The sequence below is a fragment of the Rhizobium sp. 21-4511-3d genome, assembly GCF_053522545.1.
This window is the reverse complement of record NZ_JBNWCF010000002.1, coordinates 307,774-333,920: the sequence shown is the minus strand read 5'-3', so window position 1 is coordinate 333,920 and position 26,147 is coordinate 307,774. Positions and strand designations below refer to the sequence as shown.

Sequence of the window (26,147 nt, the reverse complement as noted above, 5' to 3'; positions counted from 1 at the left end):
CGATGAGCGAAGAGACTGTAGAAACCGGTGAGAAGGACGATGCCCGCCATAACGAAAAGATGGCGAAGAAGAAGGCGGCCCGTGACAAGATCATGGCCACCAAGACCGATGAGAAGGGCCTGATCATCGTCCACACCGGCAAGGGCAAGGGCAAGTCGTCCTCGGCCTTCGGCATGATCTTCCGCCATATCGCCCACGGCAAGCCGTCGGCCGTCGTGCAGTTCATCAAGGGGGCGATGTGGACCGGCGAGCGCGATCTGATCGAGAAGCATTTCTCCGATATCTGCCAGTTCCACACGATGGGCGAGGGCTTTACCTGGGAGACGCAGGACCGCGCCCGTGATGTCGCGGCCGCAACGGCTGCCTGGGAGAAGGCGAAGGAGCTGATCCGGGACGAGCGCAATTCGATGGTGCTGCTCGACGAGATTAATATCGCGCTGCGCTACGACTATCTCGACGTGAACGAAGTGGTCGCATTCCTGCGGGATGAAAAGCCCTATATGACTCACGTCGTGCTGACCGGCCGAAATGCCAAGGACGAGCTGATCGAGCTTGCCGATCTCGTGACCGAGATGGAGCTGATCAAGCATCCGTTCCGCTCCGGCATCAGGGGGCAGCCCGGCGTGGAGTTCTGATGACGCAAAGCTGGCTATTCTGGGCGGTGCTTTCGGCGGCTTTTGCGGCGCTGACGGCGATTTTCGCGAAGATCGGGGTGGCCGGCGTCAATTCGGATCTGGCGACGCTGATCCGCACCGTCGTCATCATCCTGATCATCACGGCGATCGTCGCCGCCACCGGCCAGTGGCAGCCGATCTCCAGCATTTCGGGCAAGACGTGGCTGTTCCTGGCGCTTTCGGGCGCGGCAACAGGCGCGTCGTGGCTCGCCTATTTCCGGGCGCTGAAGCTTGGCGATGCGGCCCGCGTCGCGCCGATCGACAAGCTCTCCATCGTTCTCGTCGCCGTGTTCGGCGTCGTCTTTCTCGGCGAGAAGCTCGGGCTGGTGAACTGGCTGGGCGTGGCGATGATTGCCGGTGGCGCGCTGCTGCTGGCGCTGTTCTAATCTTTGATTCCTCTGAGAAGCGCGGCTGTTTCCTCGTCGGCGGGGAAGAAGGATTCTATCGCCAGTTCCGAGAGCGTGACGTCGACGGGCGTGCCGAACACCGTCGTCGTCGAGATCAGCGACAGCGTTCCCGCGGCGGTGCGCAGTTTCAGCGGAACGGCAATTCCCGCATAGTCGTGTTTGACCTCATCGGCGGGATCGCCGCCGGGCGAGAGCTGTTGCAACTCCTTGAGCAATCCGGCGAGAATTGGGTCGGCAGTCATGTCGATCTGCTGGCGAAGCCGCTCCAGCAGATGGGCGCGCCATTCCGCGAGATTGACGATATCGGGCGCCAGTCCCTCCGGATGCAGGCTGAGACGGAGCACGTTGACCGGGCCTTCGAGCAGGCTTTTGTCCCTGATATTGCGCAGAAGGGGGGTGGTCGGGGCGTTGGCTGATATCAGCGTCCAGTGCCGGTCGATGGCGAGCGCCGGGAATGGCTCATGGGCCTTCAGCACCATGTCGATGGCCTGCCGGGCAGGCTTGAGGGCCGGATCGTCGAGGGAGCGTTCGGCAAAGAGCGGGGCGTATCCGGCTGAGAGCAGCATCGGGTTGCGGTCGCGAAGCGGCACGCCGAGCCGTTCTGCCAGATGCAGCAGCATGTCGCGGCTCGGCGTCGAGCGCCCGCTCTCGATGAAACTCAGGTGTCTCTGCGAAATCTCGGCTTCGAGCGCGAGATCGAGCTGGCTCATGCGGCGAAGCTTGCGCCATTCGCGGAGGTGGTCACCAAGAGAGCGGGCTGACGGGATCATTATGCGGCTTCCGGAACGAGATCGAGGAACCCGTGTACGGCCTTCATGCGCCCGCCTTCAAGCAGGGCAAAGTCGGTTCCCTTGATAACGGCCTCGCCTCCATCGGGACCGAGACCCCAGGAGAAGCGCAGGTTGTCGCCATGGCCGTCGGCGGCGCCAATCAGATTGAAGCGGAAACCCGGAAAGCGGGTCTGGACGGCTTCGACCAGCGCGTTGATCTGCTCATGGCCTTCGCCGCGCATCAGCGGGTCGATATAGACGGCGTTCTCGGTCCAGTTTTCGGCGATCAGCGCCTTGCGGCGGCCGGCATCTTCCTCGTTCCAGATGGCGATGTAGCGTTCGGCCTTGTTGGTCGCGTCGGTCATTCTCTGTCTCCTTGTGATCGCCCGGTTCGTTCAGGCAGGGCGATCATTGGCAAAGGGTGGCCGCTCATCAATTACGCGAGAGGTAATCATGCTCGCGGCTTGGTGATTTGACAGTGCGGGTCGCGGCCAGAAGATTTCCCTCAGGATTTCGAGAAGGAGGATGTCATGGGTTTTCCATCAGTGATGCGTAGCGCCGGTATCGCGATCATCGTTTCCGTTGCTGGCCTCTCTGCGGCGCATGCGGCGACCATTGTCGACGAGTGGAAGAAGATCAAGGCGCCGGCGGCACCCAAGCTCGGCGAGGTGACGGTCGATCCCTCGACGACGGCGCTGCTGCTTCTCGATTTCAACGGGGCGCAGAACCCGGAGAAGGGGCCGTGCAACACCAAGGTCAAGCCGCGCTGCATCGCTGAGCTGCCGCATGTGGCGAAGCTGATGAAAGAAGCGCGCGATAGCGGGACGCCCGTGGTCTACAGCATCACCTCCAACGCGGCGCCGGAAGATATCGCGACGGTGCTGGCGCCCAAGGATGGCGATCCGATCGTGAAGTCCGGCGCCAACAAGTTCATCAATACCGACTTGGAGAAGATCCTCGCCGACCGGCATATCAAGACGGTGATCGTCACGGGGACGGCCTCGGAGGGCGCTGTGCTGAACACGGCTGCCTATGCGGCGCTGAAGGGCATGGATGTGGTGCTGCCCGTCGATGGCATGTCGTCCACCGATCCCTATGCCGAGCAGTATGTCACCTGGCATTTCGCCAATGCGCCCGGTGTTTCCGCCAAGACGAAGCTGACGAAGATCGATGCGATCAAGTTCGGCAAGGCGGGCTAGGAAAAGACCCTAGACGCCGAGCCAGACGCGGAGCGGATTGGCCGGATCGGCGATCAGCTTGACCGCGAAGGCGATGCAGACGACGACGAGCAGCGGTTTGATCAGCCTGGCGCCGGTGCGCATCGCAAGCCGCGAGCCGACCTGCGCGCCGATGAATTGGCAGACGCCCATCATCAGGCCGACGGTCCAGAGCGTCGCGCCGAAAGAGGCGAAGACGATCAGCGCGCCGACATTCGAGCCGAGGTTCAGAAGCTTCGTATGGGCCGTCGCCTTCAGCATGCCGAAACCGGCAAGCGTGACGAAGGAGAGCATCAGGAAGGATCCGGTGCCGGGGCCGAAGACGCCATCGTAAAAGCCGATCAGCGGCACGAAGGTCATGCCGAAGAGATAGGGCGTGATGCGGCGGTGGGTGTCGAGGTCGTTCAGGTTCGGCTTGAAGGCGAAGTAGAGCGCGATCGCCACCAGCAGTACCGGCATGATGGCGCGCAGGACGTCGCCTGGGACGATCGTTGCCAGCGCGGCGCCGAGTGCGCCGCCCATCAGCGCCATCATCGCCATCGGCAGCTGTTCGCGCAGGTTGACGTGGCCCTTGCGCGAATAGGCGAGCGTCGCGGACGCGGCGCCGAACATCGACTGCACCTTGTTGGTCCCGAGCGTTTGCAGCGGCGGAATGCCGGCGATCAGCATGGCGGGAACGGTGATCAGGCCGCCGCCGCCGGCGATGGAATCGACGAAACCGGCACAGAAGGCAGCGAGGCAGAGAAGGGCGAGAAGATGGGGGGCAATATCGGACAAGGAAGGACTCTGAATGCAGGCGTGATGGAAATCGGCGCCATGTTGCATTTCCGGCCCCGGGCTGCAATGGCTGCTGGGACACAGTTTTCTCCTTTCGGATTCCGCAGATGACCGGCTCCAGCACAGACAGGGCAAGGCTCTACGTTCTCGGCCTCGGCTGCGAGCGGGGAGCGGATGCTGCCGAGATTTCGGCGCTGGCGCGGCAGGCGCTGGAGGCTGCGGCGATCGGTGCGGATGATGTCGCGGCCATCGCTTCGATCGACAGCCGCAGGGAGGAGCGGGCGATCCGCGCTGTGGCCGAAGAGCTCGGCGTTGCCGTCTCCTTCTTCACCGCTGCGCGGCTGGAAGAAGAGACGCCGCGGATCAAGAATCCCTCAGCCATCGTCTTTGCCCGTGTCGGCTGCCATGGCGTCGCGGAATCGGCTGCGCTTGCTGCGGCGGGGGCGGAAGCGGAGCTCGTGGTGCCCAAGATCAAATCGGCGCATGCGACGGCGGCTGTCGCGCGCATGCTGTTGCAGAAAGAATAGCGGGCGTTATGGTGGCGGCCACCTCGCGGAGCGCCCCAGGGGATCCGCGACGAGAATGAGAAGGAATATTTCATGCATAAGGTCATTTATGACACGGACCCGGGCGTCGATGATGCCATGGCGCTCCTCTTCCTGCACCGCCATCCGGAAATTGATCTGATCGGCATCACCACGATCTTCGGCAATGCCTCGATCGAGACGACGACGCGCAATGCGCTGTTCCTGAAGCGCGAATGGAATATCGCGGCTCCGGTGGCCAAGGGCGCCAACGTCACCTTCGATCCGTCGCGCAAGGAAATCGGCTGGCCGACCTTCGTGCATGGCGATGACGGTCTCGGCAATATCGGTGTCCCCGCCACCATCGACCTTCCCACCGATCCGCGCCCGGCGCACCGCTTCATCATCGAGACCGTGCGCGCCAATCCGGGCGAGGTGACGCTGGTTGCCGTCGGCCGCATGACCAACCTGGCGCTGGCGCTGAAGGAAGATCCTGAGATCGCCAAGCTGGTGAAGCAGGTCGTCATCATGGGCGGCAATTTCTATGTGCCGGGCAACGTCTCGCCGGTCGCCGAAGCTAATATTCATGGCGACCCCGAAGCTGCCGATGCCGTGATGACGGCGCCGTGGAAGGTTGCGATCATCGGTCTCGACGTCACCGCGATCACGACGATGAGCCGCAGCTATCTGAAGGCGGCTGCCGACAAGGGCGATGCGGCGGTGAAGCTGCTGAACGACCTGTCGCAGTTCTATATCGACTTCTACAAGCACGCCGTCGAAGACGGCATGATGGTCCATGACAGCTGCGCGGCTGTTTATGTCGTGGCGCCGGAGCTGTTCACCACTGTTACGGGCGCCGTGCGCGTCGTCTGCGGCGGCATTGCCGATGGCCAGACGATCGTCAAGCCGGACGGGCGCCGCTTCCCGCCGGGCGATTGGGACAACCTGCCGAGCCAGACCGTCTGCACCGGCATCAAGTCGGAAGAGGTCATCGATCTCATCCGCGACACGCTTCTCCGGGCCTGACGCGCCAAGAGGGCCGGGCGTTTTGCGTCCGGCCCCGTTTTGTCGAGTCCAATCAAAATCATCCGGCCGTCTGCTCAGATTTTGAGTCGGCTTCTTCGTAAATTGAGTCGGCTGCCGGACGGCAATCGGCGATTGCCATGACGCCGTTGCCGTTGACCTCGCGGAATGGCGGGCATAGACCACCTCTATGATCGAGAATGCGTTCGCCCATCTGCCGGCACTGGAGCCGGGAACCGTCTGGCTCGTCGGTGCGGGGCCTGGCGATCCCGGGCTGTTGACGCTGCTGGCCGCCAAGGGGCTTGCTGAGGCCGATGTCGTCGTTCACGACGCGCTGGTCAACGAGGAATGCCTGAAACTGGCAAGGCCGGATGCTGTCCTCGAATATGCCGGAAAGCGCGGCGGCAAGCCGTCGGCCAAGCAGCGCGATATTTCGCTGCGGCTGGTCGAACTGGCGCGCTCCGGCAAGCGGGTGTTGCGTCTGAAGGGGGGCGACCCCTTCGTCTTCGGTCGCGGCGGCGAGGAGGCGCTGACGCTCGTCGAGCACAATGTTCCGTTCCGCATCGTTCCCGGTATTACCGCGGGGATCGGCGGGCTTGCCTATGCCGGCATTCCGGTGACGCACCGGGATATCAATCATGCCGTGACGTTCCTCACAGGACATGATTCTTCGGGGATCGTGCCGGATGCTATCAATTGGGATGCTATCGGGCGGGGCTCGCCTGTGATCGTCATGTATATGGCGATGAAGCATATCGCGCAGATCAGTTCGTCGCTGATGGCGGCCGGGCGCAAGGCCGACGAACCCGTCGCCTTCGTCTGCAATGCCGCCACCAGCGGGCAGCAGGTGCTGGAAACCACGCTTGGCGAAGCCACCGCCGCCGTCGAGGCCTCGGGACTGGAGCCGCCGGCGATCGTCGTCGTCGGTGAGGTGGTGCGGTTGCGTTCTTCGCTCGACTGGCTCGGCGCGCTCGGCGGACGCCGTCTTAAGCCCGATCCCTTCCGGCAGAGTGGAAAGGAGACGGCATGAGCGGCCTCCTGATCGCGGCACCGTCCTCCGGCTCGGGCAAAACGACGATCACGCTCGGGCTTCTGCGCGCGCTGCGCAACCGCGGCGTGGCGGTGGCGCCCGGCAAGGCGGGGCCCGATTATATCGATCCGGCCTTTCATGCGGCCGCGAGCGGGGCGCCCTGTCTCAACTTCGATCCCTGGGCGATGCGCCGTGAGCTGATTTCGGCCAATGCGGCGATCCACCGCCAGGGTGACCGCATTCTCGTCATTGAGGCGATGATGGGGCTCTTCGATGGGGCCGCCGACGGCAAGGGTACCGCGGCCGATCTTGCGGCGATGCTCGGGCTCTCCGTCGTACTCGTCGTCGATGCCTCGCGCATGTCCCAGTCGGTCGCGCCGCTGGTCAGCGGCTTTGCGAGCTTCCGCGCCGATGTGCGGATCGCCGGCGTGATCCTCAACAAGGTCGGCAGCGAGCGTCATGAGATGATGCTGCGCACGGCGCTCGACGCGATCCGCATGCCTGTGGTCGCCGTCATCCGCAGCGACAAGACGCTGGCGCTGCCGGAGCGGCATCTCGGGCTGGTGCAGGCCGGTGAGCATGCCAGCCTCGAAGCCTTTATCGATCATGCCGCCCAAGCCGTCTCGGACGAGTGCAATTTCGAATTCCTGCTGCGCATCGCCCGTCAGGGGCTGAACATCGCCTCGACCGCCAACATCAGGCGTCTGCCGCCCCTCGGCAAGAAGATAGCGGTGGCCCGCGATATCGCCTTTGCGTTTTGCTACGAGCATATGCTGCTCGGCTGGCGCCGCCGCGGGGCGGAGATCTCCTTCTTCTCGCCGCTCGCCGACGAGGCGCCCGCTGTTGATGCCGATGCGATCTATCTGCCGGGCGGTTATCCCGAACTGCATGCCGGAGAGATCGCGTCTGCCGCGAATTTCCGGCGCGGGATGCTGGATGCCGCGAAGAGCGGGACACGGATTTACGGCGAGTGCGGTGGATACATGACGCTGGGCGAGGGGCTTGTCGATGCTGAAGGTGTCAGGCACGAAATGCTCGGCCTGCTGCCGCTGGTGACGAGCTATGAAAAGCGCAGCCGCCATCTCGGCTATCGCCGCGTCCGGCCTGTCGATAGCGCCTTCTTCGAAGCGTCGATGACCGGGCATGAGTTTCACTATTCGACCGTCGTCTCGGAAGGCGATGCCGACCGGCTGTTTTCGGTGACCGACGCGCTCGGGACCGATCTCGGTCAGGCCGGGTTGCGGCGCGGGCAGGTGGCCGGGTCCTACATGCATATGATCGATCTCTCCGGGGAAACGGCATGAGCGGTCCGATCGTGCATGGCGGCGGGATCACCGCTGCCGCTGCCGAATTCGGCGGCAGGCCGGAGGACTGGCTCGACTTGTCTACGGGTATCAATCCCTGTCCGGTGAAGTTGCCCGAAATACCGCAGTCCGCATGGCACCGGCTGCCCGACCGGCATTTGCTGAATTCCGCCGTCGAAGCGGCGCGCGACTATTATCGCAGCGGGCCGCTCTCGCCGTTGCCGGTGCCCGGCACGCAGTCGGTCATCCAACTGCTGCCGCGCCTCGTTGTGCCGGGAAGCCGCGTGGCGGTGGTATCGCCCACCTACGGTGAATACGAGAAGGCCTTTCGCAGCGCCGGATGCGAGGTGTATACCGTTTCCAGCCTTGATGAGATTGGTGACGGCACGATGCTGGCGGTCGCGGTCAATCCGAACAATCCGACCGCCAGGCTGCATGATCGCGAAAGCCTGATCCGGCTGCATGAGACGCTGAAGGCGAGGGGTGGTTACCTGGTTGTCGATGAGGCCTTCGGCGACATCGCGCGCGGCGAAAGTCTTGTGCCATCGGCGGCCGAGCTCTCCAACCTGATCATCTTCCGGTCTTTCGGGAAGTTCTTCGGCCTTGCCGGTCTGAGGCTCGGCTTCGTCATCGCTCAAGACAGCCTGCGGGCGAAGTTCGAGGATTGGCTTGGTCCTTGGGCGGTCTCCGGTCCGGCTCTGTCGATCGCTAGTGCATTGCTGCGGAGCGACCCCGCGCCGATCGCGGCCGGGATTGCCGAGCGGAATGCGGGGCTTGTCGTGGTGCTCGAGGCTGCAGGTTTGGCGGTCACCGGTAACGCAGCCTTGTTCACGCTTGTCGAAGACAAACGCGCCGGCGATCTCTATAGGCATCTTTGCCGGCATCACATTCTGGTTCGCAGGTTCGACTACGCGCCTCATTGGCTGCGCTTCGGCCTCGGGCCAGACCGATCTGCGGACCGCAGGCTGGCGGCCGCACTGGAAAGCTTTGACGCATGACGATCGACGAACATCTGCTCGTACTTCTCCTGGCCCTGCTTCTCGATCGGATCGCCGGCGATCCCGAGTGGCTCTGGTCGCGGGTGCCGCATCCGGTCGTGTTGTTCGGCAAGGCGATTTCCTATTTCGACCGCACCTATAATGGCGAGACGCTGACGCGGCCGGAGCGGCGGCTGAACGGAACGGCGTCGATTGCCGGCCTGCTGTTCGGCAGTGCGATCGCCGGATTGGTGCTGCACTGGTTCTTCAATCTCTTCGGCGTCATCGGCATCGTTCTGGAAGTGATCTGCGTCGCGGTCTTCCTGGCGCAGAAGAGCCTTGCCGATCACGTCTCCGATGTTGCGGACGCGCTTCGCTCGGAAGGGATTGCCGGTGGGCGCCGCGCCGTGTCGCGCATCGTTGGCCGCGACCCGGAGACGCTGGACGAGCCGGGTGTCTGCCGTGCGGCGATCGAGAGCTTAGCCGAAAATTTCTCCGACGGCGTCGTTGCGCCGGCGCTCTGGTATGCCGTTCTCGGCCTGCCGGGCCTCTTCATCTACAAGATGCTGAATACGGCGGACTCGATGATCGGTCACAAATCCGACCGCTATATCGACTTCGGCTGGGCTTCGGCGCGGCTCGACGATATCGCCAACTGGCCGGCCGCGCGGCTTTCGATCCTGCTGATCGCTGCCGGTGCCTGGCTGCGCCGCGGCGCCCATGCCTGCAAGGAAGCCGTCCAAGTGGCGATCCGCGATGGCGGGCTGCACCGTTCGCCGAATTCCGGGCGGCCGGAGGCGGCGATGGCAGGCGCGCTCGATGTGCAGCTCGCCGGCCCGCGCGTCTATTCCGGCATCGTCGTCAGCGAGCCGATGATCAACGGCGCCGGACGCGACACGGCGACGATCCGCGACGTCGAGGATGGCGTTCTGGTGTTCAACGGCAGCTGCATGATCCTGGCGATCACTGTCTTCCTGGCCTTCCTGTTCTTCCTCTGACGGCGTTACCTGCCGTCTCAAAGTACAGTTTCTTGTAATGCTGCGTTATCTTTCCGATTACCAAGCGCCTTAAATCAAAATAATCAGTATCTTTATAAGCTTCTTCTCACCGGCCCGGATCGACAGCGTCCTGCCGAAGAGGGGAAGTCATGAAGACGTTTATGGCGGCTGCTGCCGCGTGCCTTTTACTGCAGTTTACTCCTGCAACCGCGAGTGCCGCCAATCTCGTTGCCAAGGTCAGCCTGGGATCGCAGACGATGACGGTGACGGAGAACGGTTTCGTCAAATATCGCTGGAAAGTATCGACTGCGCGGCGCGGCTATGTGACGCCCACGGGGTCGTGGAGCGCCAAGTGGCTGTCGCTCAATCACCGCTCGCGCAAATACGACAATGCGCCGATGCCCTATGCCGTGTTCTTCAACGGCGGCTATGCCGTTCATGCGACATTTGACCTCAAGCGGCTGGGCCGCCCGGCCTCGCATGGCTGCGTGCGGCTGCATCCTGACAATGCGGCGCAGTTCTTCTCCATGGCAAAGCAGGCGGGGCTTTCCAATACCCGCGTCGTCATCACGCAATAGCTGTTGCAGCGATCATCTGCTATCGAGGCCCGGGAAGGTGTTTCCGGGCCTTGCGCGCATTGCTGTTTCGGCAACAGTTGCCATGCAAATTTGAAACGTGCTTGAGCGAAAGCATTGGCTTTTGAAATGGATTTGCCTATGAGGGGGATAAATTCGTTGTTCAAAGAGGTAAGCGCGTGACCGCTACATTCGATAAAGTTGCCGACATCATTGCAGAAACCAGCGAGATCGACCGCGAGACGATTACGCCGGAGAGCCATACGATCGACGACCTCGGTATCGACAGCCTCGATTTCCTCGACATCGTCTTCGCGATCGACAAGGAATTCGGCATCAAGATTCCGCTCGAAAAGTGGACCCAGGAAGTGAACGAAGGCAAGGTTTCCACCGAAGAATACTTCGTGCTGAAGAACCTCTGTGCAAAGATCGACGAGCTGCGCGCCGCCAAGGCTTGAAGCAACACCGCCGTCTTTTTTATCCGCCCTGCCTCTGCAAACCGTAGCGGCCGGGCGGTTTTGTTCCTAACTAGGCGTAACCGGCGCGGCTTTTCGCGACGGGCCGGAGGATCCGATGCTGCTGGAATATTTCCAGATGATTGACCGCATCGAAGCGGTCGACCTTCAGAAGGGCGTGCTCAAGGCGCGTTCCGTGGTGCCTGCAAAGAGCCCCGTCTTCGAAGGTCATTTTCCTGGTATGCCGCTCGTTCCGGGCGTGCTTCTCATCGAAACCATGGCGCAGGCCTCGGGCATGCTGGTGCTGGCCGCGACCGATTTCGCCGCCATGCCGTTCCTGATGTCCGTCGACGGCGCCAAGATGCGCACCTTTGTCGAGCCCGAAGCGGTGCTCGACATCGAGGCGTTCCTGGAGCATGACGGGTCCGGATTTGCCGTCACCAAGGCAAAGATTACCAGCGGCGGCAAGAAGGTCTGCGATGCGCAATTGAAGTTGCGCACCATGCCTTTCAGCGAAGTTCCGCTCGGCGATATCGTGAAGAAACGTGCTGGCGAAGTCGGCCTGATGGACGCGATCGCAGCGCAGGGAGTGAAGGAATGAGCAAGGCTCAGAATGATGTCGTCATCACCGGCGTCGGTATCCTGACCTGTCAGGGCGTCGGCAAGGACGCGCATGTCGCGTTGCTGACCGGCAATGGCGCGCCGCCCGTCATCGTCGAGACGGAAAAGTTCAAGCCCTATCCGGTGCATCCGCTGCCGGAGATCGACTGGTCGCAACAGATCGCCAAGCGTGGCGACCAGCGCCAGATGGAAAACTGGCAGCGCATCGGCGTTTTCACCGCGGGCCTGGCGCTCGACGATGCCGGTTTCAAGGATGATGCGGAAGCTTGCGGCACGATGGACATGATCGTCGCGGCCGGCGGCGGCGAGCGCGACATCAATGTCGATACGCTGATCGTCGACGAGGGCATGAAGCGCAACGACCGCGAGCTGCTGTTGAACGAGAAGCTGACGACCGAACTGCGCCCGACGCTGTTCCTGGCGCAGCTGTCGAACCTGATGGCCGGCAATATCTCGATCGTCCACAAGGTCACCGGTTCGTCGCGTACCTTCATGGGCGAGGAGGCCTCCGGCATTTCCGCCGTCGAGACGGCCTTCTGGCGTATCAAGTCCGGCGAATCCACGCATGCGCTCGTCGGCGGCGGCTTTGCTGCCGAGCGCGAGGACATGCTGCTTTTGACCGAAGCGATCGGCGCCAATGCGCAGGGCGAATGGGCACCGCTCTGGTCGCGTGAAGACGGCGCCGGCGGTGGTCTGATCTTCGGATCGGGCGGCGCTTTCCTGGTGCTCGAATCCCGCAAGCATGCGGAAGCGCGCGGCGCGCATATCTATGCGACCATCGATTCCATCGAAGGCGACCGCGGCAATCGCGCTGCCGGCAATTTCGAGAAGCGTCTCGAGCGTCTGCTGGAGCCGGCCTCGAAGCTTCCTGCCGAGGGCACCGTGGTGTTCTCCGGCGCGACCGGCATGCATGAGATCACGGCCCGCGAAAAGGCCGTTCTCGAGAACAAGCTGCCCAGTGCTGCCATTCGCGGCTATTCCGGTGTTTCCGGTGTCACGCTCGAAGCCCAGTTCGGTCTCGGTCTGGCTTTCGCGGCTCTGGCCATCGGCGCCAAGGCCAAGGTGCCGGCATTCGATGCGGCGCATGAAAAGCCGATGAATGCGGCCGCGAAGGCTGCCGTTGTCACCACGGTCGGTCATCAGCGCGGCGAGGGCGTCGCCGTTCTTTCCGCGGAAGCGTGAGGAGTTTTCACATGACAGAAGCTGCTTACAAGGATCACCTCGGCCGCCCGATCGTTGCCGTCACCGGCATGGGCATCATCACCTCGCTGGGGCAGGGCCTGAAGGATAACTGGTCGGCGCTGACTTCAGGCACGTCTGGTATCCACAACATCACCCGTTTCCCGACCGAGGGGCTTTCGACCCGGATCGCCGGCACCGTTGATTTCATCGATATCCCGGTGCCGAACGCCGTCGAGCGCTCTTTTGCTTTCGCGCGTGAGACGACGATCGAGGCTCTGGCCGACGCCGACATTTCCGGCGATTTCAACGGCCCGCTGTTCCTCGCTGCGCCGCCGATCGAGCCGGAATGGAGCGCCCGCTTCGAGCTTGCCGACCGTGCCCCGCCGTCCGATCATCCGGGCGACGCCTACGAGCGCTTCCTGGCGGCGATGCGCCAGCGCACCGATGCGTCCTTCCATGAGGCGGCCCTTTTCGGCGCGATCTCCGAGCGCCTTGCCGACCGTTTCGGCACGCGCGGCCTGCCGGTGACGCTGTCGACGGCCTGTGCCTCTGGCGCCACCGCGATCCAGCTCGGCATCGAAGCGATCCGCCAGGGCCGCACCGACCGCGCGCTTGCTGTCGCGACCGACGGCTCGCTCAGCGCCGAAGCGCTGATCCGTTTCTCGCTGCTTTCGGCTCTCTCGACCCAGAACGATCCGCCGACCAAGGCTTCCAAGCCGTTCAGCAAGGACCGCGACGGCTTCGTCATCGCCGAAGGTGCCGCGACGCTCGTGCTGGAATCGCTGGAATCGGCGATCGCCCGCGGCGCCAAGATTCTCGGCATCATGAAGGGTGCCGGCGAGAAGGCTGACAGCTTCCATCGCACCCGTTCGTCGCCTGACGGCGGCCCGGCGATCGCAACGATCCGCGCGGCTCTCGCCGATGCCGGTCTCGACGAAAGCGCGATCGGCTACATCAACGCCCATGGCACGTCGACGCCCGAGAACGACAAGATGGAATACGGCTCGATGCTTGCCGTCTTCGGCGAACGCATGGCCTCGATCCCGCTGTCGTCCAACAAGTCGATGATCGGCCATACGCTGACGGCTGCCGGCGCAGTCGAGGCCGTCTTCTCGTTCCAGACGATGCTGACGGGCACGCTGCCGCCGACCATCAACTACAACAACCCGGATCCGGCGATCGTTCTCGATGTCGTGCCGAACAAGAAGCGCGATCAGCAGGTTTCGGCCGTGCTGTCGAACTCCTTCGGTTTCGGCGGACAGAACGCCAGCCTTGTCATGGCGCTCGAACCGGCTTAATCGGTTCCGACAAAATTCAGAGATAAGAACGCCTGAAAGGCGAGAGGTTTTGCCATGCGCGCATTGCAATTGATCGACGACCGCAAACTGGAAACCGTGGACCTTCCGGAACCGGAGGCTCCCGGTGCCGGTGAGGTAACGCTGCGCGTGAAAGCCGTGGCTCTCAACCATATCGACGTCTGGGGCTGGCGCGGCATGGCCTTCGCCAAGCGCAAGATGCCGCTGGTCATCGGTGCGGAAGCGTCTGGTGTGGTCGAAACGATCGGCCCAGGTGTTGCCAATGTGCTGCCGGGTCAGCTGGTATCGATCTATGGCGCGCGCACCTGCGGCCTCTGCCGCCCGTGCCGCGAAGGCCGTGACAACCTCTGCGAACATGTCTCCGGCGTTCATGGCTTCCATCTCGATGGCTTCGCTCAGGAGAAGGTCAACCTTCCGGCCCGTCTGCTGGTCCCGGCTCCTCCCGGTGTCGATGCTGTCGGTGCTGCGCTGGCGCCTGTGACCTTCGGTACCGTCGAGCACATGCTGTTCGACAATGCCAAGCTTGAACCGGGCGAGACGATCCTCGTCCATGCCGGCGGTTCCGGCATTGGTACGGCGGCCATCCAGCTTGCCAAGAAGATCGGCTGCACCGTGATCACCACCGTCGGTTCCGACGACAAGATCGAGAAGGCCAAGGCGCTCGGCGCCGATCACGTCATCAACTACCGCACCGACCGCTTCGAAGGCGTCGTGCGCAAGCTCACCAAGAAGAAGGGCGTCGACGTCGTCTTCGAACATGTCGGCAAGGACACCTGGGCTGGCTCGATGCTCTGCATGAAGCGCGGCGGCCGTCTCGTCACCTGCGGCTCGACCTCCGGCGTCTCCACTGACATGAACCTGATGATGCTGTTCCAGCAACAGCTGAAGCTGCTCGGCTCCTTTGGCTGCCGCATGGAGAACATGGCCGACGCCATGCAGAAGATGGGTCGCGGTCTCGTCCATCCCGTCATCGATACGGAAGTCGGTTTCGACGATATCGACCGGGCGCTGGAGCGCATGGAATCGCGCCAGATCTTCGGCAAGATCATCCTGAAGATGGACTGATCTTGTGAAGCTTTTCATCACCCGGATCGTTCTGAAGCTCGAGCATTTCCGCCAGTGGCTGATCGCCCAGCTAATGTTCGGGTTTCTGAACTTCCTGAAGATATTTCCGGCTGACGGCGCGATCCGCTTCGCCGACTGGCTGGTGCGCAAGATCGGCCCGCGCATGCCGCGCCACAAGCTGATGCTCGTCAATCTGCGCAACGCCTTTCCGGAAAAGAGCGATGCCGAGATCGAAGAGATTGCGCTCGGCAGTTGGGGCAATATGGGTCGGCTGGCGGCCGAGTACGTCTTCCTCGACCGGCTGTTCGACTTCGATCCGGAGCGCAGCGAGCCGGTCCGCATCGAGGTGTCGGGGATCCCGCTGTTCCTCGATCTACGCGACAATCCGCGCCCGTTCATCGTCTTTACCGGTCATACAGGCAATTTCGAGCTGCTGCCGGTCGCAGGGGCGGCCTTCGGTCTGCACGTGACCGTGCTGTTCCGTCCGCCGAACAACCCCTACGTGGCGCAGAAGGTCTTCGATTTCCGCAGCGCGCGCATGGGCAAGCTGGTGCCGTCGCATGCCGGCTCCTCCTTCACGCTGGCGCGCCAGCTTGAGGCAGGGCAGGGCGTTGGCGTCCTCGTCGACCAGAAGTTCCGGAAGGGCTTGAAGACCAAGTTTTTCAACCTCGACGTCACCACCAATCCGCTGGTGCCGAAGCTCGTGCGCCAGTTCGATTGCGAGGTCTATCCGGCCCGCTGCATCCGCTTGCCAGGTAATCGCTACCGTCTGGAGATCGAGCCGAAGTTCGAAATCCCGCGCGACTCAAAGGGCAATCTCGACCTGACGGCCATGGCGCAGATGCTGAACGACAAGGTCGAATCCTGGGTCCGGCAGTATCCGGAGCAGTGGCTCTGGTACCACGACAGGTGGAAAATCAAAGGAAAAGTGCTCAACTAGCGCTTTTTACCCCTAAAATTCATATGTAAAAATATGACTGCCGTTTTCGTTGAACGTGAACGGTGTTCATGTTAATGCTCGCTACCAAGGCGAGTAACCGGTAGGCACAGATCGAGAATCGACGGGCTGGCGGCGAAAACTGACATATGCTGGTTTCCCCTATGTATCAGGGGATTGGGGGGCATATTGCTGGAACTGCTGCAGGCATTCTCATCCCGTTGTGCGCAGATCGATGCCGCGATCCGCGCTGGCGACGATCGTCGAGTCTCAACTCTTGATAGCAGCGTCGACGATCTCATCGACGCGATAGTTAAGTATCAAGCTACGAATGTACTCCAGATCTACATGCAACTTCAGTTCGTGGTCTATCTGCTGGAGCAGAATGCCGACGACTGCGCAACGGTGACCAATCACGCGGCGACACTGTCGCATCTTCTTGATCGCTATTTCGGCAATCCGGTGAAACGCCGCCTGCCGCAGGCGGCCGAGCGCATGCCGGAGCCGGAGGGCTACCTGCCCAATATGGACAACGGCAATTTCCTGAATTCGGCGATCCTCGAGACGCTGCCGGATCGTGTCGCGGTGCTGACGCGCGACTACCGCTATCTCTATTCGAACCCGGCGAACTGCGCCTATCTCGGCCGTAAGCCGATCGACATGATCGGCCGCCATGTCGCCGAGTTCATCGGGCCGGACCGATTTGCCGAGACCAAGGCGAATTTCGACGCCTGCTTTGCCGGCGAGCGGCGCGAGTATAACTACCAGCGCGCTTCGGCCGAAGGCATGAAGCTGATCCGCTGCCGGATGTCGCCGCTGCGGGACAGTGGCGGGCGGGTGATCGGCGCGCTGGTGATGATGGAGAATGTCAGCGCGCCTGAGGCGGTGAAGGCTTGAAGCCTCGCGTCAATCGTTGAGGCCCTTGCCGGCGAGGATCTGCGGCATCGCCTTCTCGATCCTGGATTCCCGGGTCTTGGCCTGTTTCGGCTGGGCGAAGTGCAGGAGATAGGCGCGCTGCCGGCCGGGTGTCAGCGCTTCGAACGCCGTCTTCAGCGAAGGCGTGCTGTCGATTTTTGCCTGAAACTCCTCCGGTACGGCAAATTCATCCGTGCCCTTGAAATCTATCTTGGCGCCGGAGCGTTCGATCTCGGCGGCCTCGGCGACATAGGCTTTCAGCACATTCTCCATGCCTGAAATCTCGTCGGCATTGGTGAAGCGGATCTGCCGGGCGGCCTGGACGTTCTTGGTCTGCTGGATCAGCACGCGAGCCGTATCGGTCATAAGTGCGCCCTTGAAGAACAGCAGGGCGCAATAGTCCTTGAAGCCGTGAATCAGTACGATATTGGCGCCATTGAGCGTATAGCAGGGCTCGCCCCATTTCAGGTCTTCGCTCAGCCCGGTATCGAGGAGGATGCGGCGCAGGCGCGTGAATTCCTCCTGCCAGCTGTCCCGGCGGCTGAAATAGGCGTCGACCTTGGGGTTCGTCACTGTTTGAGGCATGCTTAATCCTTGCTCCAGACCGCAAGCTCGTAGCCGTCGGGGTCGCCGAAATGAAAGCGGCGGCCGCCGGGGAAGGCGGTGATCGGCTTGACGATCTTGCCGCCGGCGCGCTCGACAGCTGTGAGCGATGCTTCGAGATCGTCCGCATAGAGAATGACCAACGGGCCACCCGGCTGCGGCTTGCCCATCGTCGTGAAGCCGCCGGTCAGGCGGCCATCGCCGAATTCGCAATATTCCGTCCCGTAGTCGGTGAAGCTCCAGCCGAAAGCGGCGCCGTAGAATGCCTTGGAGGCGGCGATATCGGCAACGTTGAACTCGATATAGTCGATACGCAGGGTCGTCGGATTTCCAGCCATCTATTTCTCCATCAATGCCTTGAGCGCGTGCAGGTCTTTCTCGACATGGGCAGCGTCGGCGGCAAATTGCGCGTCGGTCATGCCGGGCTGCTTCAATAGCGTGAACATGACCTCGCAGCCATCGCCGTTCGGGACGATGCGCAGCGCATTGTAGACGCGAAGGCCGCTCTCGATGGTCATGGTATGATCAATGATGCCGAAGGGATTTTCCGGCACGAAACTGACCCTGACAGTGCCGAGGACGCCGCGGGCGACCCAATCGTCGCCATCCCGGTCGAGGCCGGTTGCCAGGCCAGATGCCCAAAGCGGCATGTTCTCGGGCTTTCCGGCAAAGTGGTAGACGTCCTGCCAGTCGCGGTCGATCGAGCAATGGACGATCTTCGCGGTCATCGTCGTCATCATGTCCTCCCATGGGCGCAAGGCGCGGCCCCGCATCTCCTCAGATGGGGCCGTCGCGCCATCGATCAATATCGCGCCAGCGCTCTCACGTCGATTCCGGAGAACCATTTAGGCCGCTTCCCGTCTTGCCGTTTCGGGCTGGGAGTGCCACAACACCGGTCGAATTTGACTCATCGGAGGATTGTCGTGGAAAAGGCAGAAATCGGACTGATCGGCCTTGCCGTCATGGGTTCCAACCTGGCGCTGAACATTGCCGAAAAGGGCAACAAGATTGCGGTTTTCAACCGCACGCCGGAGAAAACGGATGAATTCTACGAGAGCGCCGGTGATCTGAAGAAGCAGATCATTCCGTGCAAGACGATCGAGGAATTCGTCGAGGCGATCCGCCCGCCGCGCCCGATCATCATCATGATCAAGGCCGGCGAGCCGGTCGATCAGCAGATGGAACTTCTGCGTCCGTACCTCTCCAAGGGCGACATCATGATCGACGCGGGCAATGCCAATTTCCGCGACACGATCGCCCGTTTCGACCGCCTCAAGGATACCGACCTGACCTTCATCGGCATGGGCGTTTCCGGCGGTGAAGAAGGTGCGCGTCACGGCCCGTCGATCATGGTCGGCGGCACGGAAGACAGCTGGAAGCGCGTCGAGAAGGTGCTGACCTCGATTGCTGCCAAGTACAAGGGCGACCCCTGCGTGGCCTGGCTCGGCAATGACGGCGCCGGCCACTTCGTCAAGACGATCCACAACGGCATCGAATATGCCGACATGCAGATGATCGCTGAAATCTACGGCATCTTCCGCGATGGTCTCGGCAAGAACTCGCAGGAGATCAGCAAGATCTTCGGTCAGTGGAACAAGGGCCGCCTGAACTCCTACCTGATCGAGATCTCCGAGAAGGTGCTTGCCGCCACCGACCCGATCTCCAAGGGCTCGATGGTCGACATGATCCTCGACAAGGCCGGCCAGAAGGGCACCGGCAAGTGGTCGGCGATCGAAGCGCAGAACATGGGCATCCCGGCGACCGCCATCGAAGCCGCCGTTGCTGCCCGCTCGATCTCCTCGATGAAGGATCAGCGCGAAGCTGCCGAGAAGATCTTCGGCAAGCCGGACTACAAGTTCCCGATCGCCTACGGTCCCGAGCTCGATAAGGATCTGGAACTGGCGCTGTTCGCCGCCAAGATCGGCGCCTATGCGCAGGGCTTCGCCGTCATGGCGGAAGCATCCCGCGAGTTCAAATGGTCGCTGCCGATGCCGACGATCGCCAAGATCTGGCGCGACGGCTGCATCATCCGCTCGCAGTTCCTCGATGAGATCACCTCGGCCTTCACCAAGGCGCCCGACGCGGCCAATCTGATTGTCACGCCCGCGTTCTCGGAAATGGTCAAGGAATCGATCCCGGCGCTCCGCCGCGTCGTCACCGCCGCCCTGCAGGCCGGCCTGCCGGTTCCGGCGCTGACCTCGGCGCTGACTTACTTCGACGCCTACCGCCAGGGCCGCGGCACTGCCAACCTGATCCAGGCGCAGCGCGACTTCTTCGGCGCCCACGGCTTCGATCGCCTGGATGGCAAGGACTTCCACCACGGCCCATGGGGCAGCGGTGCTGCGACCTTCTGAGGTCTGTCTATCTGGAGTGAGAAAAGCCCGGTTTTGACCGGGCTTTTTTATTGTCCGGAACACCGATTTTCTTGGCAATCTTCGAATGAAAGTACGTTTGCCGATGCAACTTTGCGTCTTTATTGCAACGCTAAATTCAAATATTGATATTTACGACCGTAAGGTGAATTTTTATAAAATTCTGCTCGCAGGATATGTATAGATACCCGTCACAATCTATCGATTCGTATAAACTTTCAGCATTGACGACACTTACTTTATTTCAGGCGATTGCGGCATGAGTTCCCTCAGAGGATCCAGATGCCATGCGGGGGAAAATGCATTTACGTGCAGAGTGCGTCGCGGACGCCAGAGAAGCAATCTCCGATATGCTTCAAACCAATCGCGCATATGCTTCACCGCCGCATAATCCTCCGGTTTCCTCCTCTGCTTCAATCGTGTCACAGGCCGTTCTTACCGTTTTCATGGCGCTGCTTGGCGTGTTGAAGCGCGATGCCGGCAGAGCCATGCGGCTTTTCAGTTCCGAGGCCTTGCGTTCGGCGGGGCCAGGAAACGCGCCACTGCTCGCCCGCAACCGGCTGTTGCTCGTTCCAGCGCTTCTGCTTGCGTTCCTATCCGTGACATCGACGCAGGCGCTTGCCGAGTCAAATGCATGTCAGGCGATCAATGCCGACTGGACCAACGTACATCTTCCTTGGATCGAAGAGACAGACTGGGGTGTTCAGGACAAAAGCTATCCGGCGTCCGATTTTCTGCCTACAGATCAGGTGTCATTCTCAATCTCAGATGGCGCACCTGGCGCGGACAGTTATTTTTTTGCATACGACAGCGATGTTGTGAATGGGTACCTTGAGTATTTTTCCGGCGCGTTCAGCATTGGAGGGACTTCCACAACTGTCTCCGGTACGGATTTGGCGAGTGGCGGCCTACGTATGGTTTATGCCAATGGCCAGAATGCCGATCTTACGGTTTCCGTACATTGCGTCTCCGCACCCGTAGCTCCCACAATCACCACGGCGCCTGTAGCGGCCATTGTCAACGCCGGAGGGACTGCGACCTTCAGCGTCGTCGCGTCCGATGCGACAAGCTACCAATGGCAAGTGAATACCGGTGGTGGTGGCTACGCCAATATCATCAACGGCGCGCCATATTCCGGCGCCACCACGGCGACGCTGACCATTACCGGCGCGACGGCTGGCATGGACGGGTATCAGTATAGGGTCATTGCATCGGGTGGTGCGTTGCCGGACGCCACCTCGGCCGGAGTTTCCCTGACGATCAATTCGCCGCCGGTGGCGACCTCCTTTGCGGTGGCGATCGTTCCCTACGGCTCCAGTGCTGCCAATATCGCCCTCAACACTCACGTTACCAACAGTCCGACCAGCTATGCCGTAGGCTCGGCCACGACTGCTCAAGGCGGCAGCGTAAGCGTTGACCCCGGCACGGGTGCAGTAACCTATACGGCGCCGACCGGCTTCAGTGGCACAGACAGTTTCACCTTCACCGCAAGCAACAGTGCTGGCCCGTCCTCTCCGGCTACGGTCACAGTTCCCGTGGGCAATCCGACCATCACCGTGACGCCGACGACTTTGACTGCCGGTACCGGCAGCGCCGCCTATAGCCAGACGCTGACGGCAAGCGCCGGGCGGGCGCCCTATACTTTCTCGACCACGCTTGCGAGCGGCGCACTGCCCGCGGGCATCTCACTTGGCAGCAATGGCACAATATCCGGTACGCCGACGGCAAGCGGGAACTTTACCTTTACGGTGACAGGCACCGACAGCAGTTTAGGCACCGGTCCTTTCACCTTCACCAGCTCGACGATCTCGCTGAACATCGCGGCGCCGACGATCTCGATCGGGCCGACGACCTTACCGGCGCCGGCCTTCGGCACGGCCTATGCTCAGACCCTTACCGCGAGCGGTGGAAATGGCTCCTATACGTTCGGTATAAGCGCCGGCAGCTTACCGGCCGGGATGATTTTGTCCGCCAGTGGAGCCCTGTCGGGCACCCCGACAGCCGCCGGCGGCTTCAGTTTCACGGCCGAGGCGACTGACGGCAACGGTTTCACAGGCAGCCAGACATACAGCGGGACTGTGAATGCGGTCGTTCCCGGCATTCCAACGATCGGTTCGGCCACTGCGGCCGACGGCGAGGCAACGGTGTCATTCAGCGCTCCGGCAAGCAATGGCGGCGCGGTGATCACCAACTACACGGTGACGTCGAGCCCCGGCGGCTTGACGGCGACGGGATCGGCAAGCCCGATCACCGTCAGTGGTCTGATCAACGGAACGGCCTACACCTTCACGGTGACGGCAAACAACAGCACCGGCGCCGGCACGGCGTCTGCAGCCTCCAACTCCGTCACCCCGGCGCCATCCTTGGCTGCCCCGATTGCCAACGCAGTTTCAGCGACGGTCGCGGCGAATTCATCGGCCAATCCAGTCACATTAAATATCACGGGCGGCACGGCAGCAACCGTTGCGATTGCAGTTGTTCCATCGCACGGCACGGCGACGGCTTCAGGTGCGGCCATCACCTACATACCGACTGCCGGCTATTCGGGCACCGACAGCTTCACCTACACGGCGACCAATGCCACCGGCACATCGTCACCGGCGACGGTGATCATCACGGTTACTGCGCCGACTTTCACTTTCGCGCCGGCTCCCGGTGCGTTGATAGCAGGCACAGCCGGAACCGCTTATAGCGAGACAATCGCTGCTTCGGGTGGCGGCGTTCCCTATACCTATGCGGTTACCACCGGCTCGTTACCTTCGGGTCTGTCGCTTGCCACCGATGGCACGATCTCCGGCACGCCGATTGCAGACGGAAATTTCAGTTTCACCATTACCGCAACCGATACAAACGGCGCGACGGGCACGGCATCCTACTCACTTGTCATCGGCGCCCAGGCTCCCTTCGCCAATGGGGTTTCGGCGACGGTAGCAGCGAATTCATCGGCCAATCCGATTACGCTCGATGTCACCGGCGGCGCGCCTGCATCGGTTGCGGTCGCCTCGGCGGCTGGCCACGGCACAGCGACGGCGTCCGGCACGGCGATCACCTATACGCCTGTTGCGGGCTATTCGGGCGCCGACAGCTTTACCTATACGGCGACCAATCCCGCAGGCACATCATCACCGGCGACCGTGACCATCACGGTCACTGCGCCGACTTTCACTTTCGCGCCGGCTGCCGGTGCGTTGGCAACAGGCACAGCTGGAACCGCTTATAGCGAGACAATCGCTGCCTCGGGTGGCGGTGTTCCCTATACCTATGCGGTCACCACCGGATCGTTACCTTCGGGTCTGTCGCTTGCAACCGATGGCACGATCTCCGGCACGCCGACGGCAGACGGAAATTTCAGCTTTACCATCACTGCAACGGATACAAACGGCGCAACGGGTACGGCATCCTATTCGCTGCAGGTGGACGTAGCCGGTAGCGCGACCTTCGTCTTCACACCCGCCGCCGGAGCGCTGAGCGAGGCGATGGCCGGTGAGGACTACAGTCAGGCGATCAGTGCCGCAGGCGGGACCGCGCCGCTGATCTACAGCGTTTCGTCAGGAACCCTTCCGCAAGGAATGGTGCTGAATATCTCGACGGGCGAGCTTTCCGGTCCCTTGGACGCGAGTACTGAAGGAGACTATGGCTTCAGCATTCAAGTGCGGGACAACAACGGCGCGACCGGCACTGCAGCCTACACCCTGAAGGTTAAGGCGCAGGATATTACAGTGACCGACAAGGTTGTAAACGTGCCGGCTGGTTCGTCGCCGTCTGACGTTTATCTCAACCGCGGGGCAACGGGGGGGCCGTTCACGTCCGCTGCCGTTACCTTTGTCGAACCCGCCAATGCCGGCAGCTCGGCGATCATTCAGGGGCAGCTGGCGCAATCGGGACCGGTTATGCCCGTCGGGTGGTACCTTCAGTTCACACCAAACCCTGCATATTCGGGCCAGGTTCGAGTGGGCTTCCGGCTTACCAGCGCGCTCGGTGTTTCGAATACCGGCACCGTGACGTATAATCTGAACGTCGCTGCGGGCCAGGTCGCGGAGGATATCGACCATCTAGTTCACGACTTTGTGCGAAGCCGCCAGAACATGATTTCCTCGACCGTCAAGGTGCCGGGCCTTCTTGAGCGCCGCCAGATGCAGCAGGAAAGCAATCCTGTGACCGCGCGCCTGATGCCGTCCGAGAACGGACTGACCGTCGGCTTTTCCACCAGCCTCGCGCAGATGGAAGCGGCAGGCCACACGCCGGTGGGTGGGAAGAGTGCCGATCTTTCGCCTTTCAACATCTGGATCGACGGCGCATTTCTGGCGCACAGGGATGGCGACACCGATGACGGAAAGTGGGGCAGCTTCGCGATGATCAACTTGGGAGCGGATTACCTGCTCTCCGACAAGGCACTGCTCGGCTTCTCCCTGCATTACGACCGTATGACCGATCCGACGGATGCCGATGCGGAACTGAGTGGAAACGGCTGGCTGGCGGGTCCTTACGCCTCCTTTGAAATCGGCAAGGACGTGTTCTGGAATGCCAGCCTGCTCTACGGCGGATCGTCCAACGACATCGATACGTATTTTTGGGACGGCACGTTCGATACGACCCGCTGGATGGCCGATACCTCGATCGAGGGGCAGTGGGCAATCGATGGCGACACCATCCTGACGCCAAAGCTGCGGGCAGTCTACTTCTCCGAAAGGGTCGAGGATTACGCCGTCAGCAACGGGGCCGGCGATACCATCGTGATCGATGGCTTTGACGCAGAACAATTCCGTCTCAGCCTCGGAGCGGAGATTGCCCGGTCGTTTACAGTAGAAAGCGGTTCGGTGCTGACGCCGAAGCTCGGCCTGACGACCGGATTCTCCGGTCTGGATGGATCGGGCGCATTCGGATCGCTCACCGCAGGGCTGTCCATCCAGACGGTCGATCAGTGGATGATCGATGTCAGCCTGCTCCTGAATGTGGAGGGAGACGGTGAGGCGTCGGCCGGTACCAGGGTGGGGGCGGCAAAACGGTTCTAGAACCGGGTCTTGCCGTTCAGTCTGGCGGCCATGCCGCCAGGCTGCCGATCTGTTCAGCTTCGCCCATCCGCCCAGACCGGCTTGCTGACGCTCTGCAGCAGCTCCGGTTCGATGCCGTCGATGCGGGCGATGACGGCTTTGGCCATTTCGCGGCCGGCGTGGCGGACGTCTTCGTAGGCGGTGATGATTTCCGGGCGAATCCAGTTGAGGATCGGGGCGGATTCCTTCGAGACCATATCGACATCTTTGCCGAGGCGCTTGCCGGCAGCCTCGATGCCGGCGTTGACGGCAATGGCGGCGCTGCCAGCGGAACAGACGATGCCATCGGGAGCATTCGGCGAGCGCATCATCGCCTCAATGGTATTCCTGATCTCGTCGAGCGGGGCATCGATGTTGACGCGCAGCGGCACTTCCTCGGCGCCGTAGTCATGCAGGCCGGTCTGGAAGCCGATGCGGGTATGGGCGTAGTAGGTGAGCTTGCTCGGTGGCTGGAGCAGGGCGATATGCCTGCGTCCGCGATCGACGAGGCGCTGCACCGCCTGGTGGGCGAACGCCTCGTTGTCGAAGTCGTGATAGGGATGCACCAGCCCGGCATCGGTACGGCCGTGGGTGGCGAAGGGGATGTTCTGCTCGGCAAGCAGCCGCACGCGCGGATCGTCAGGCTCGATGCGCGAGATGATGACGCCGTCGGCCGATCCCGTGTCGAGGATATAGCGGACCGGCATCATCGGGTCCTTGCTGTGCGAATGCGGGGTGACGACGATATGGTAGGGCGTACCCGTCAGTACTTCGGAAATGCCGAACACCATCTGGCTCGAAAAGCCCATGATCTCTTCGTCGATCGACAGGACGAGGGCGATGACATTGGTCTTGCCGGTGCGCAGGCGCACGCCGGCACGGTTCGGCTGGTAGCCCAGCTGGCGCGCCACCATGCGCACCCGCTCCTTGGTTTCGGCGCCGATATCCGGCGCGTCCTTCAAGGCGCGTGAAACGGTGGTAATGCCGAGACCGGTCATGAAAGCGATCGTCTTGAGCGTCGGACGCTCACGTTGGACGGCCGCCGCCGTTCCCCCGAAATTTCCCTTGCTTTCCATAGGCCTAAGGTACCCTCACGCGAATTGCGTCTGCTTATAGATGCTTTTTCGAGACGCCGTAAGCGCCGCGGCATCCAAAAGCGTCTCCTCCCTGAGAAATAAAATCTGTAACGATACAGTAGAAAAGTCGAGCACTTTTTGATGTTTGCGCCGCAGCAATAGACGCATAGGTTGAATCGTCTAAAATCGCACAGTTTTTTTGCGCCTGCGAAGCGTGTTTCGTTGGAATTTTCGACATTTTGTGAGAATTGCGTTGTTAAAACAGTGTTTTATCTGGTGAAGTGCGTTGCGGCATTGAC

The 26,147-nt window shown here is 61.8% G+C and carries 26 protein-coding genes; 19 read left to right on the top strand and 7 right to left on the bottom strand.

Annotation, left to right across the window (positions count from 1 at the left end; translation table 11 throughout):
- Window positions 1-2 precede the first annotated feature (2 nt).
- Together cobO and ACQZ5H_RS07490 are read left to right on the top strand one after the other, a co-directional pair.
- Window positions 3-635, top strand: a complete 633-nt coding sequence (gene cobO / locus ACQZ5H_RS07495) for a cob(I)yrinic acid a,c-diamide adenosyltransferase (RefSeq protein WP_449097209.1) — start codon at window positions 3-5, stop codon at window positions 633-635.
- Window positions 635-1,060, top strand: coding sequence for an EamA family transporter (locus tag ACQZ5H_RS07490; protein ID WP_130278092.1), 426 nt, complete (start codon window positions 635-637; stop codon window positions 1,058-1,060). The genes cobO and ACQZ5H_RS07490 overlap by 1 nt, the downstream gene beginning before the upstream one ends.
- On the opposite strand, the gene ACQZ5H_RS07485 is transcribed toward ACQZ5H_RS07490, so the two are convergent.
- Window positions 1,057-1,851, bottom strand: coding sequence for a helix-turn-helix domain-containing protein (locus ACQZ5H_RS07485; RefSeq protein WP_449097208.1), 795 nt, complete (start codon window positions 1,849-1,851; stop codon window positions 1,057-1,059). The two genes, ACQZ5H_RS07490 and ACQZ5H_RS07485, sit on opposite strands and share 4 nt — an antisense overlap.
- Window positions 1,851-2,216, bottom strand: a complete 366-nt coding sequence (locus ACQZ5H_RS07480) for a nuclear transport factor 2 family protein (RefSeq protein ID WP_449097207.1) — start codon at window positions 2,214-2,216, stop codon at window positions 1,851-1,853. The genes ACQZ5H_RS07485 and ACQZ5H_RS07480 overlap by 1 nt, the downstream gene beginning before the upstream one ends.
- Before the next feature lie 165 nt (window positions 2,217-2,381).
- On the opposite strand from ACQZ5H_RS07480, the gene ACQZ5H_RS07475 reads away from it, so the two are divergent.
- Entirely contained in the window at window positions 2,382-3,050 is a 669-nt protein-coding gene (locus tag ACQZ5H_RS07475) for a cysteine hydrolase family protein (protein ID WP_449097206.1), read from the top strand.
- 9 nt (window positions 3,051-3,059) lie between these two features.
- Here the strand turns inward: ACQZ5H_RS07475 and ACQZ5H_RS07470 are convergent, their stop codons facing one another.
- The gene (locus ACQZ5H_RS07470; RefSeq protein ID WP_449097205.1) at window positions 3,060-3,845 is read right to left on the bottom strand and encodes a TSUP family transporter; all 786 of its coding nucleotides are present in this window, start codon (window positions 3,843-3,845) and stop codon (window positions 3,060-3,062) included.
- A gap of 107 nt (window positions 3,846-3,952) precedes the next feature.
- Here ACQZ5H_RS07470 and ACQZ5H_RS07465 point away from each other — a divergent pair, with 107 nt between their 5' ends.
- The 14 genes from ACQZ5H_RS07465 to ACQZ5H_RS07400 all read left to right on the top strand — a co-directional run bounded on the left by ACQZ5H_RS07465 (window position 3,953) and on the right by ACQZ5H_RS07400 (window position 16,749).
- Window positions 3,953-4,372, top strand: coding sequence for a cobalamin biosynthesis protein (locus ACQZ5H_RS07465; protein WP_449097204.1), 420 nt, complete (start codon window positions 3,953-3,955; stop codon window positions 4,370-4,372).
- Between the two features lie 72 nt (window positions 4,373-4,444).
- The gene (locus ACQZ5H_RS07460; protein WP_449097203.1) at window positions 4,445-5,395 is read left to right on the top strand and encodes a nucleoside hydrolase; all 951 of its coding nucleotides are present in this window, start codon (window positions 4,445-4,447) and stop codon (window positions 5,393-5,395) included.
- A gap of 187 nt (window positions 5,396-5,582) precedes the next feature.
- Window positions 5,583-6,422, top strand: a complete 840-nt coding sequence (gene cobA / locus ACQZ5H_RS07455) for a uroporphyrinogen-III C-methyltransferase (RefSeq protein WP_449097202.1) — start codon at window positions 5,583-5,585, stop codon at window positions 6,420-6,422.
- Complete coding sequence (locus tag ACQZ5H_RS07450; RefSeq protein ID WP_449097201.1) at window positions 6,419-7,726, top strand: cobyrinate a,c-diamide synthase; 1,308 nt, start codon at window positions 6,419-6,421, stop codon at window positions 7,724-7,726. The genes cobA and ACQZ5H_RS07450 overlap by 4 nt, the downstream gene beginning before the upstream one ends.
- Window positions 7,723-8,724, top strand: coding sequence for a threonine-phosphate decarboxylase CobD (gene cobD, locus ACQZ5H_RS07445; RefSeq protein WP_449097200.1), 1,002 nt, complete (start codon window positions 7,723-7,725; stop codon window positions 8,722-8,724). The genes ACQZ5H_RS07450 and cobD overlap by 4 nt, the downstream gene beginning before the upstream one ends.
- The gene (gene cbiB, locus ACQZ5H_RS07440) at window positions 8,721-9,701 is read left to right on the top strand and encodes an adenosylcobinamide-phosphate synthase CbiB (protein ID WP_112715203.1); all 981 of its coding nucleotides are present in this window, start codon (window positions 8,721-8,723) and stop codon (window positions 9,699-9,701) included. Before cobD ends, cbiB begins: the two co-directional genes overlap by 4 nt.
- A 149-nt stretch (window positions 9,702-9,850) precedes the next feature.
- Window positions 9,851-10,279 carry a L,D-transpeptidase gene (locus ACQZ5H_RS07435; RefSeq protein ID WP_203428668.1) on the top strand — a complete coding sequence of 143 codons (429 nt, stop codon included), beginning with the start codon at window positions 9,851-9,853 and terminating at the stop codon, window positions 10,277-10,279.
- 176 nt (window positions 10,280-10,455) lie between these two features.
- Entirely contained in the window at window positions 10,456-10,734 is a 279-nt protein-coding gene (locus ACQZ5H_RS07430; protein WP_027513277.1) for an acyl carrier protein, read from the top strand.
- Window positions 10,735-10,849: 115 nt separating this feature from the next.
- Entirely contained in the window at window positions 10,850-11,332 is a 483-nt protein-coding gene (locus ACQZ5H_RS07425; RefSeq protein WP_112715199.1) for a 3-hydroxyacyl-ACP dehydratase FabZ family protein, read from the top strand.
- Complete coding sequence (locus ACQZ5H_RS07420) at window positions 11,329-12,534, top strand: beta-ketoacyl-ACP synthase (RefSeq protein ID WP_413709694.1); 1,206 nt, start codon at window positions 11,329-11,331, stop codon at window positions 12,532-12,534. Before ACQZ5H_RS07425 ends, ACQZ5H_RS07420 begins: the two co-directional genes overlap by 4 nt.
- 11 nt (window positions 12,535-12,545) lie before the next feature.
- Window positions 12,546-13,832 carry a beta-ketoacyl-ACP synthase gene (locus ACQZ5H_RS07415; RefSeq protein ID WP_112715195.1) on the top strand — a complete coding sequence of 429 codons (1,287 nt, stop codon included), beginning with the start codon at window positions 12,546-12,548 and terminating at the stop codon, window positions 13,830-13,832.
- Window positions 13,833-13,886: 54 nt separating this feature from the next.
- Window positions 13,887-14,915: a zinc-binding dehydrogenase gene (locus ACQZ5H_RS07410; RefSeq protein ID WP_112715193.1), complete on the top strand. Its 1,029-nt coding sequence runs from the start codon at window positions 13,887-13,889 to the stop codon at window positions 14,913-14,915.
- Window positions 14,916-14,919: 4 nt separating this feature from the next.
- Window positions 14,920-15,855, top strand: a complete 936-nt coding sequence (locus tag ACQZ5H_RS07405) for a lipid A biosynthesis lauroyl acyltransferase (protein WP_449097199.1) — start codon at window positions 14,920-14,922, stop codon at window positions 15,853-15,855.
- A gap of 186 nt (window positions 15,856-16,041) precedes the next feature.
- Window positions 16,042-16,749, top strand: a complete 708-nt coding sequence (locus ACQZ5H_RS07400; protein WP_449097198.1) for a PAS domain-containing protein — start codon at window positions 16,042-16,044, stop codon at window positions 16,747-16,749.
- A 9-nt stretch (window positions 16,750-16,758) separates the two neighbouring features.
- Here the strand turns inward: ACQZ5H_RS07400 and ACQZ5H_RS07395 are convergent, their stop codons facing one another.
- Genes ACQZ5H_RS07395 through ACQZ5H_RS07385 form a run of 3 tightly spaced genes read right to left on the bottom strand, consistent with a single transcriptional unit; the run spans window position 16,759 to window position 18,107 of the window.
- Window positions 16,759-17,352, bottom strand: a complete 594-nt coding sequence (locus ACQZ5H_RS07395) for a YdeI/OmpD-associated family protein (RefSeq protein ID WP_449097197.1) — start codon at window positions 17,350-17,352, stop codon at window positions 16,759-16,761.
- Between the two features lie 2 nt (window positions 17,353-17,354).
- The gene (locus tag ACQZ5H_RS07390; RefSeq protein WP_449097196.1) at window positions 17,355-17,708 is read right to left on the bottom strand and encodes a VOC family protein; all 354 of its coding nucleotides are present in this window, start codon (window positions 17,706-17,708) and stop codon (window positions 17,355-17,357) included.
- Window positions 17,709-18,107: an SRPBCC family protein gene (locus tag ACQZ5H_RS07385; RefSeq protein WP_449097195.1), complete on the bottom strand. Its 399-nt coding sequence runs from the start codon at window positions 18,105-18,107 to the stop codon at window positions 17,709-17,711.
- A gap of 186 nt (window positions 18,108-18,293) precedes the next feature.
- On the opposite strand from ACQZ5H_RS07385, the gene gndA reads away from it, so the two are divergent.
- Both gndA and ACQZ5H_RS07375 read left to right on the top strand, forming a co-directional pair.
- Entirely contained in the window at window positions 18,294-19,724 is a 1,431-nt protein-coding gene (gndA, locus tag ACQZ5H_RS07380) for an NADP-dependent phosphogluconate dehydrogenase (protein WP_449097194.1), read from the top strand.
- 305 nt (window positions 19,725-20,029) lie between these two features.
- Complete coding sequence (locus ACQZ5H_RS07375; RefSeq protein ID WP_449097193.1) at window positions 20,030-24,754, top strand: putative Ig domain-containing protein; 4,725 nt, start codon at window positions 20,030-20,032, stop codon at window positions 24,752-24,754.
- Window positions 24,755-24,807: 53 nt separating this feature from the next.
- On the opposite strand, the gene ACQZ5H_RS07370 is transcribed toward ACQZ5H_RS07375, so the two are convergent.
- The gene (locus ACQZ5H_RS07370; RefSeq protein WP_199629079.1) at window positions 24,808-25,848 is read right to left on the bottom strand and encodes a LacI family transcriptional regulator; all 1,041 of its coding nucleotides are present in this window, start codon (window positions 25,846-25,848) and stop codon (window positions 24,808-24,810) included.
- Window positions 25,849-26,147 lie beyond the last annotated feature (299 nt).

What these genes read in the sequence shown, in the direction of transcription:
- cobO (WP_449097209.1), top strand. Translation starts at nt 3, where the DNA reads ATGAGCGAAGAGACTGTAGAAACCGGTGAGAAGGACGATGCCCGCCAT.
- ACQZ5H_RS07490 (WP_130278092.1), top strand. Translation starts at nt 635, where the DNA reads ATGACGCAAAGCTGGCTATTCTGGGCGGTGCTTTCGGCGGCTTTTGCG.
- ACQZ5H_RS07485 (WP_449097208.1), bottom strand. Translation starts at nt 1,851, where the DNA reads ATGATCCCGTCAGCCCGCTCTCTTGGTGACCACCTCCGCGAATGGCGC.
- ACQZ5H_RS07480 (WP_449097207.1), bottom strand. Translation starts at nt 2,216, where the DNA reads ATGACCGACGCGACCAACAAGGCCGAACGCTACATCGCCATCTGGAAC.
- ACQZ5H_RS07475 (WP_449097206.1), top strand. Translation starts at nt 2,382, where the DNA reads ATGGGTTTTCCATCAGTGATGCGTAGCGCCGGTATCGCGATCATCGTT.
- ACQZ5H_RS07465 (WP_449097204.1), top strand. Translation starts at nt 3,953, where the DNA reads ATGACCGGCTCCAGCACAGACAGGGCAAGGCTCTACGTTCTCGGCCTC.
- ACQZ5H_RS07460 (WP_449097203.1), top strand. Translation starts at nt 4,445, where the DNA reads ATGCATAAGGTCATTTATGACACGGACCCGGGCGTCGATGATGCCATG.
- cobA (WP_449097202.1), top strand. Translation starts at nt 5,583, where the DNA reads ATGATCGAGAATGCGTTCGCCCATCTGCCGGCACTGGAGCCGGGAACC.
- ACQZ5H_RS07450 (WP_449097201.1), top strand. Translation starts at nt 6,419, where the DNA reads ATGAGCGGCCTCCTGATCGCGGCACCGTCCTCCGGCTCGGGCAAAACG.
- cobD (WP_449097200.1), top strand. Translation starts at nt 7,723, where the DNA reads ATGAGCGGTCCGATCGTGCATGGCGGCGGGATCACCGCTGCCGCTGCC.
- cbiB (WP_112715203.1), top strand. Translation starts at nt 8,721, where the DNA reads ATGACGATCGACGAACATCTGCTCGTACTTCTCCTGGCCCTGCTTCTC.
- ACQZ5H_RS07435 (WP_203428668.1), top strand. Translation starts at nt 9,851, where the DNA reads ATGAAGACGTTTATGGCGGCTGCTGCCGCGTGCCTTTTACTGCAGTTT.
- ACQZ5H_RS07425 (WP_112715199.1), top strand. Translation starts at nt 10,850, where the DNA reads ATGCTGCTGGAATATTTCCAGATGATTGACCGCATCGAAGCGGTCGAC.
- ACQZ5H_RS07420 (WP_413709694.1), top strand. Translation starts at nt 11,329, where the DNA reads ATGAGCAAGGCTCAGAATGATGTCGTCATCACCGGCGTCGGTATCCTG.
- ACQZ5H_RS07415 (WP_112715195.1), top strand. Translation starts at nt 12,546, where the DNA reads ATGACAGAAGCTGCTTACAAGGATCACCTCGGCCGCCCGATCGTTGCC.
- ACQZ5H_RS07410 (WP_112715193.1), top strand. Translation starts at nt 13,887, where the DNA reads ATGCGCGCATTGCAATTGATCGACGACCGCAAACTGGAAACCGTGGAC.
- ACQZ5H_RS07395 (WP_449097197.1), bottom strand. Translation starts at nt 17,352, where the DNA reads ATGCCTCAAACAGTGACGAACCCCAAGGTCGACGCCTATTTCAGCCGC.
- ACQZ5H_RS07390 (WP_449097196.1), bottom strand. Translation starts at nt 17,708, where the DNA reads ATGGCTGGAAATCCGACGACCCTGCGTATCGACTATATCGAGTTCAAC.
- ACQZ5H_RS07385 (WP_449097195.1), bottom strand. Translation starts at nt 18,107, where the DNA reads ATGACGACGATGACCGCGAAGATCGTCCATTGCTCGATCGACCGCGAC.
- ACQZ5H_RS07375 (WP_449097193.1), top strand. Translation starts at nt 20,030, where the DNA reads ATGCGGGGGAAAATGCATTTACGTGCAGAGTGCGTCGCGGACGCCAGA.
- ACQZ5H_RS07370 (WP_199629079.1), bottom strand. Translation starts at nt 25,848, where the DNA reads ATGGAAAGCAAGGGAAATTTCGGGGGAACGGCGGCGGCCGTCCAACGT.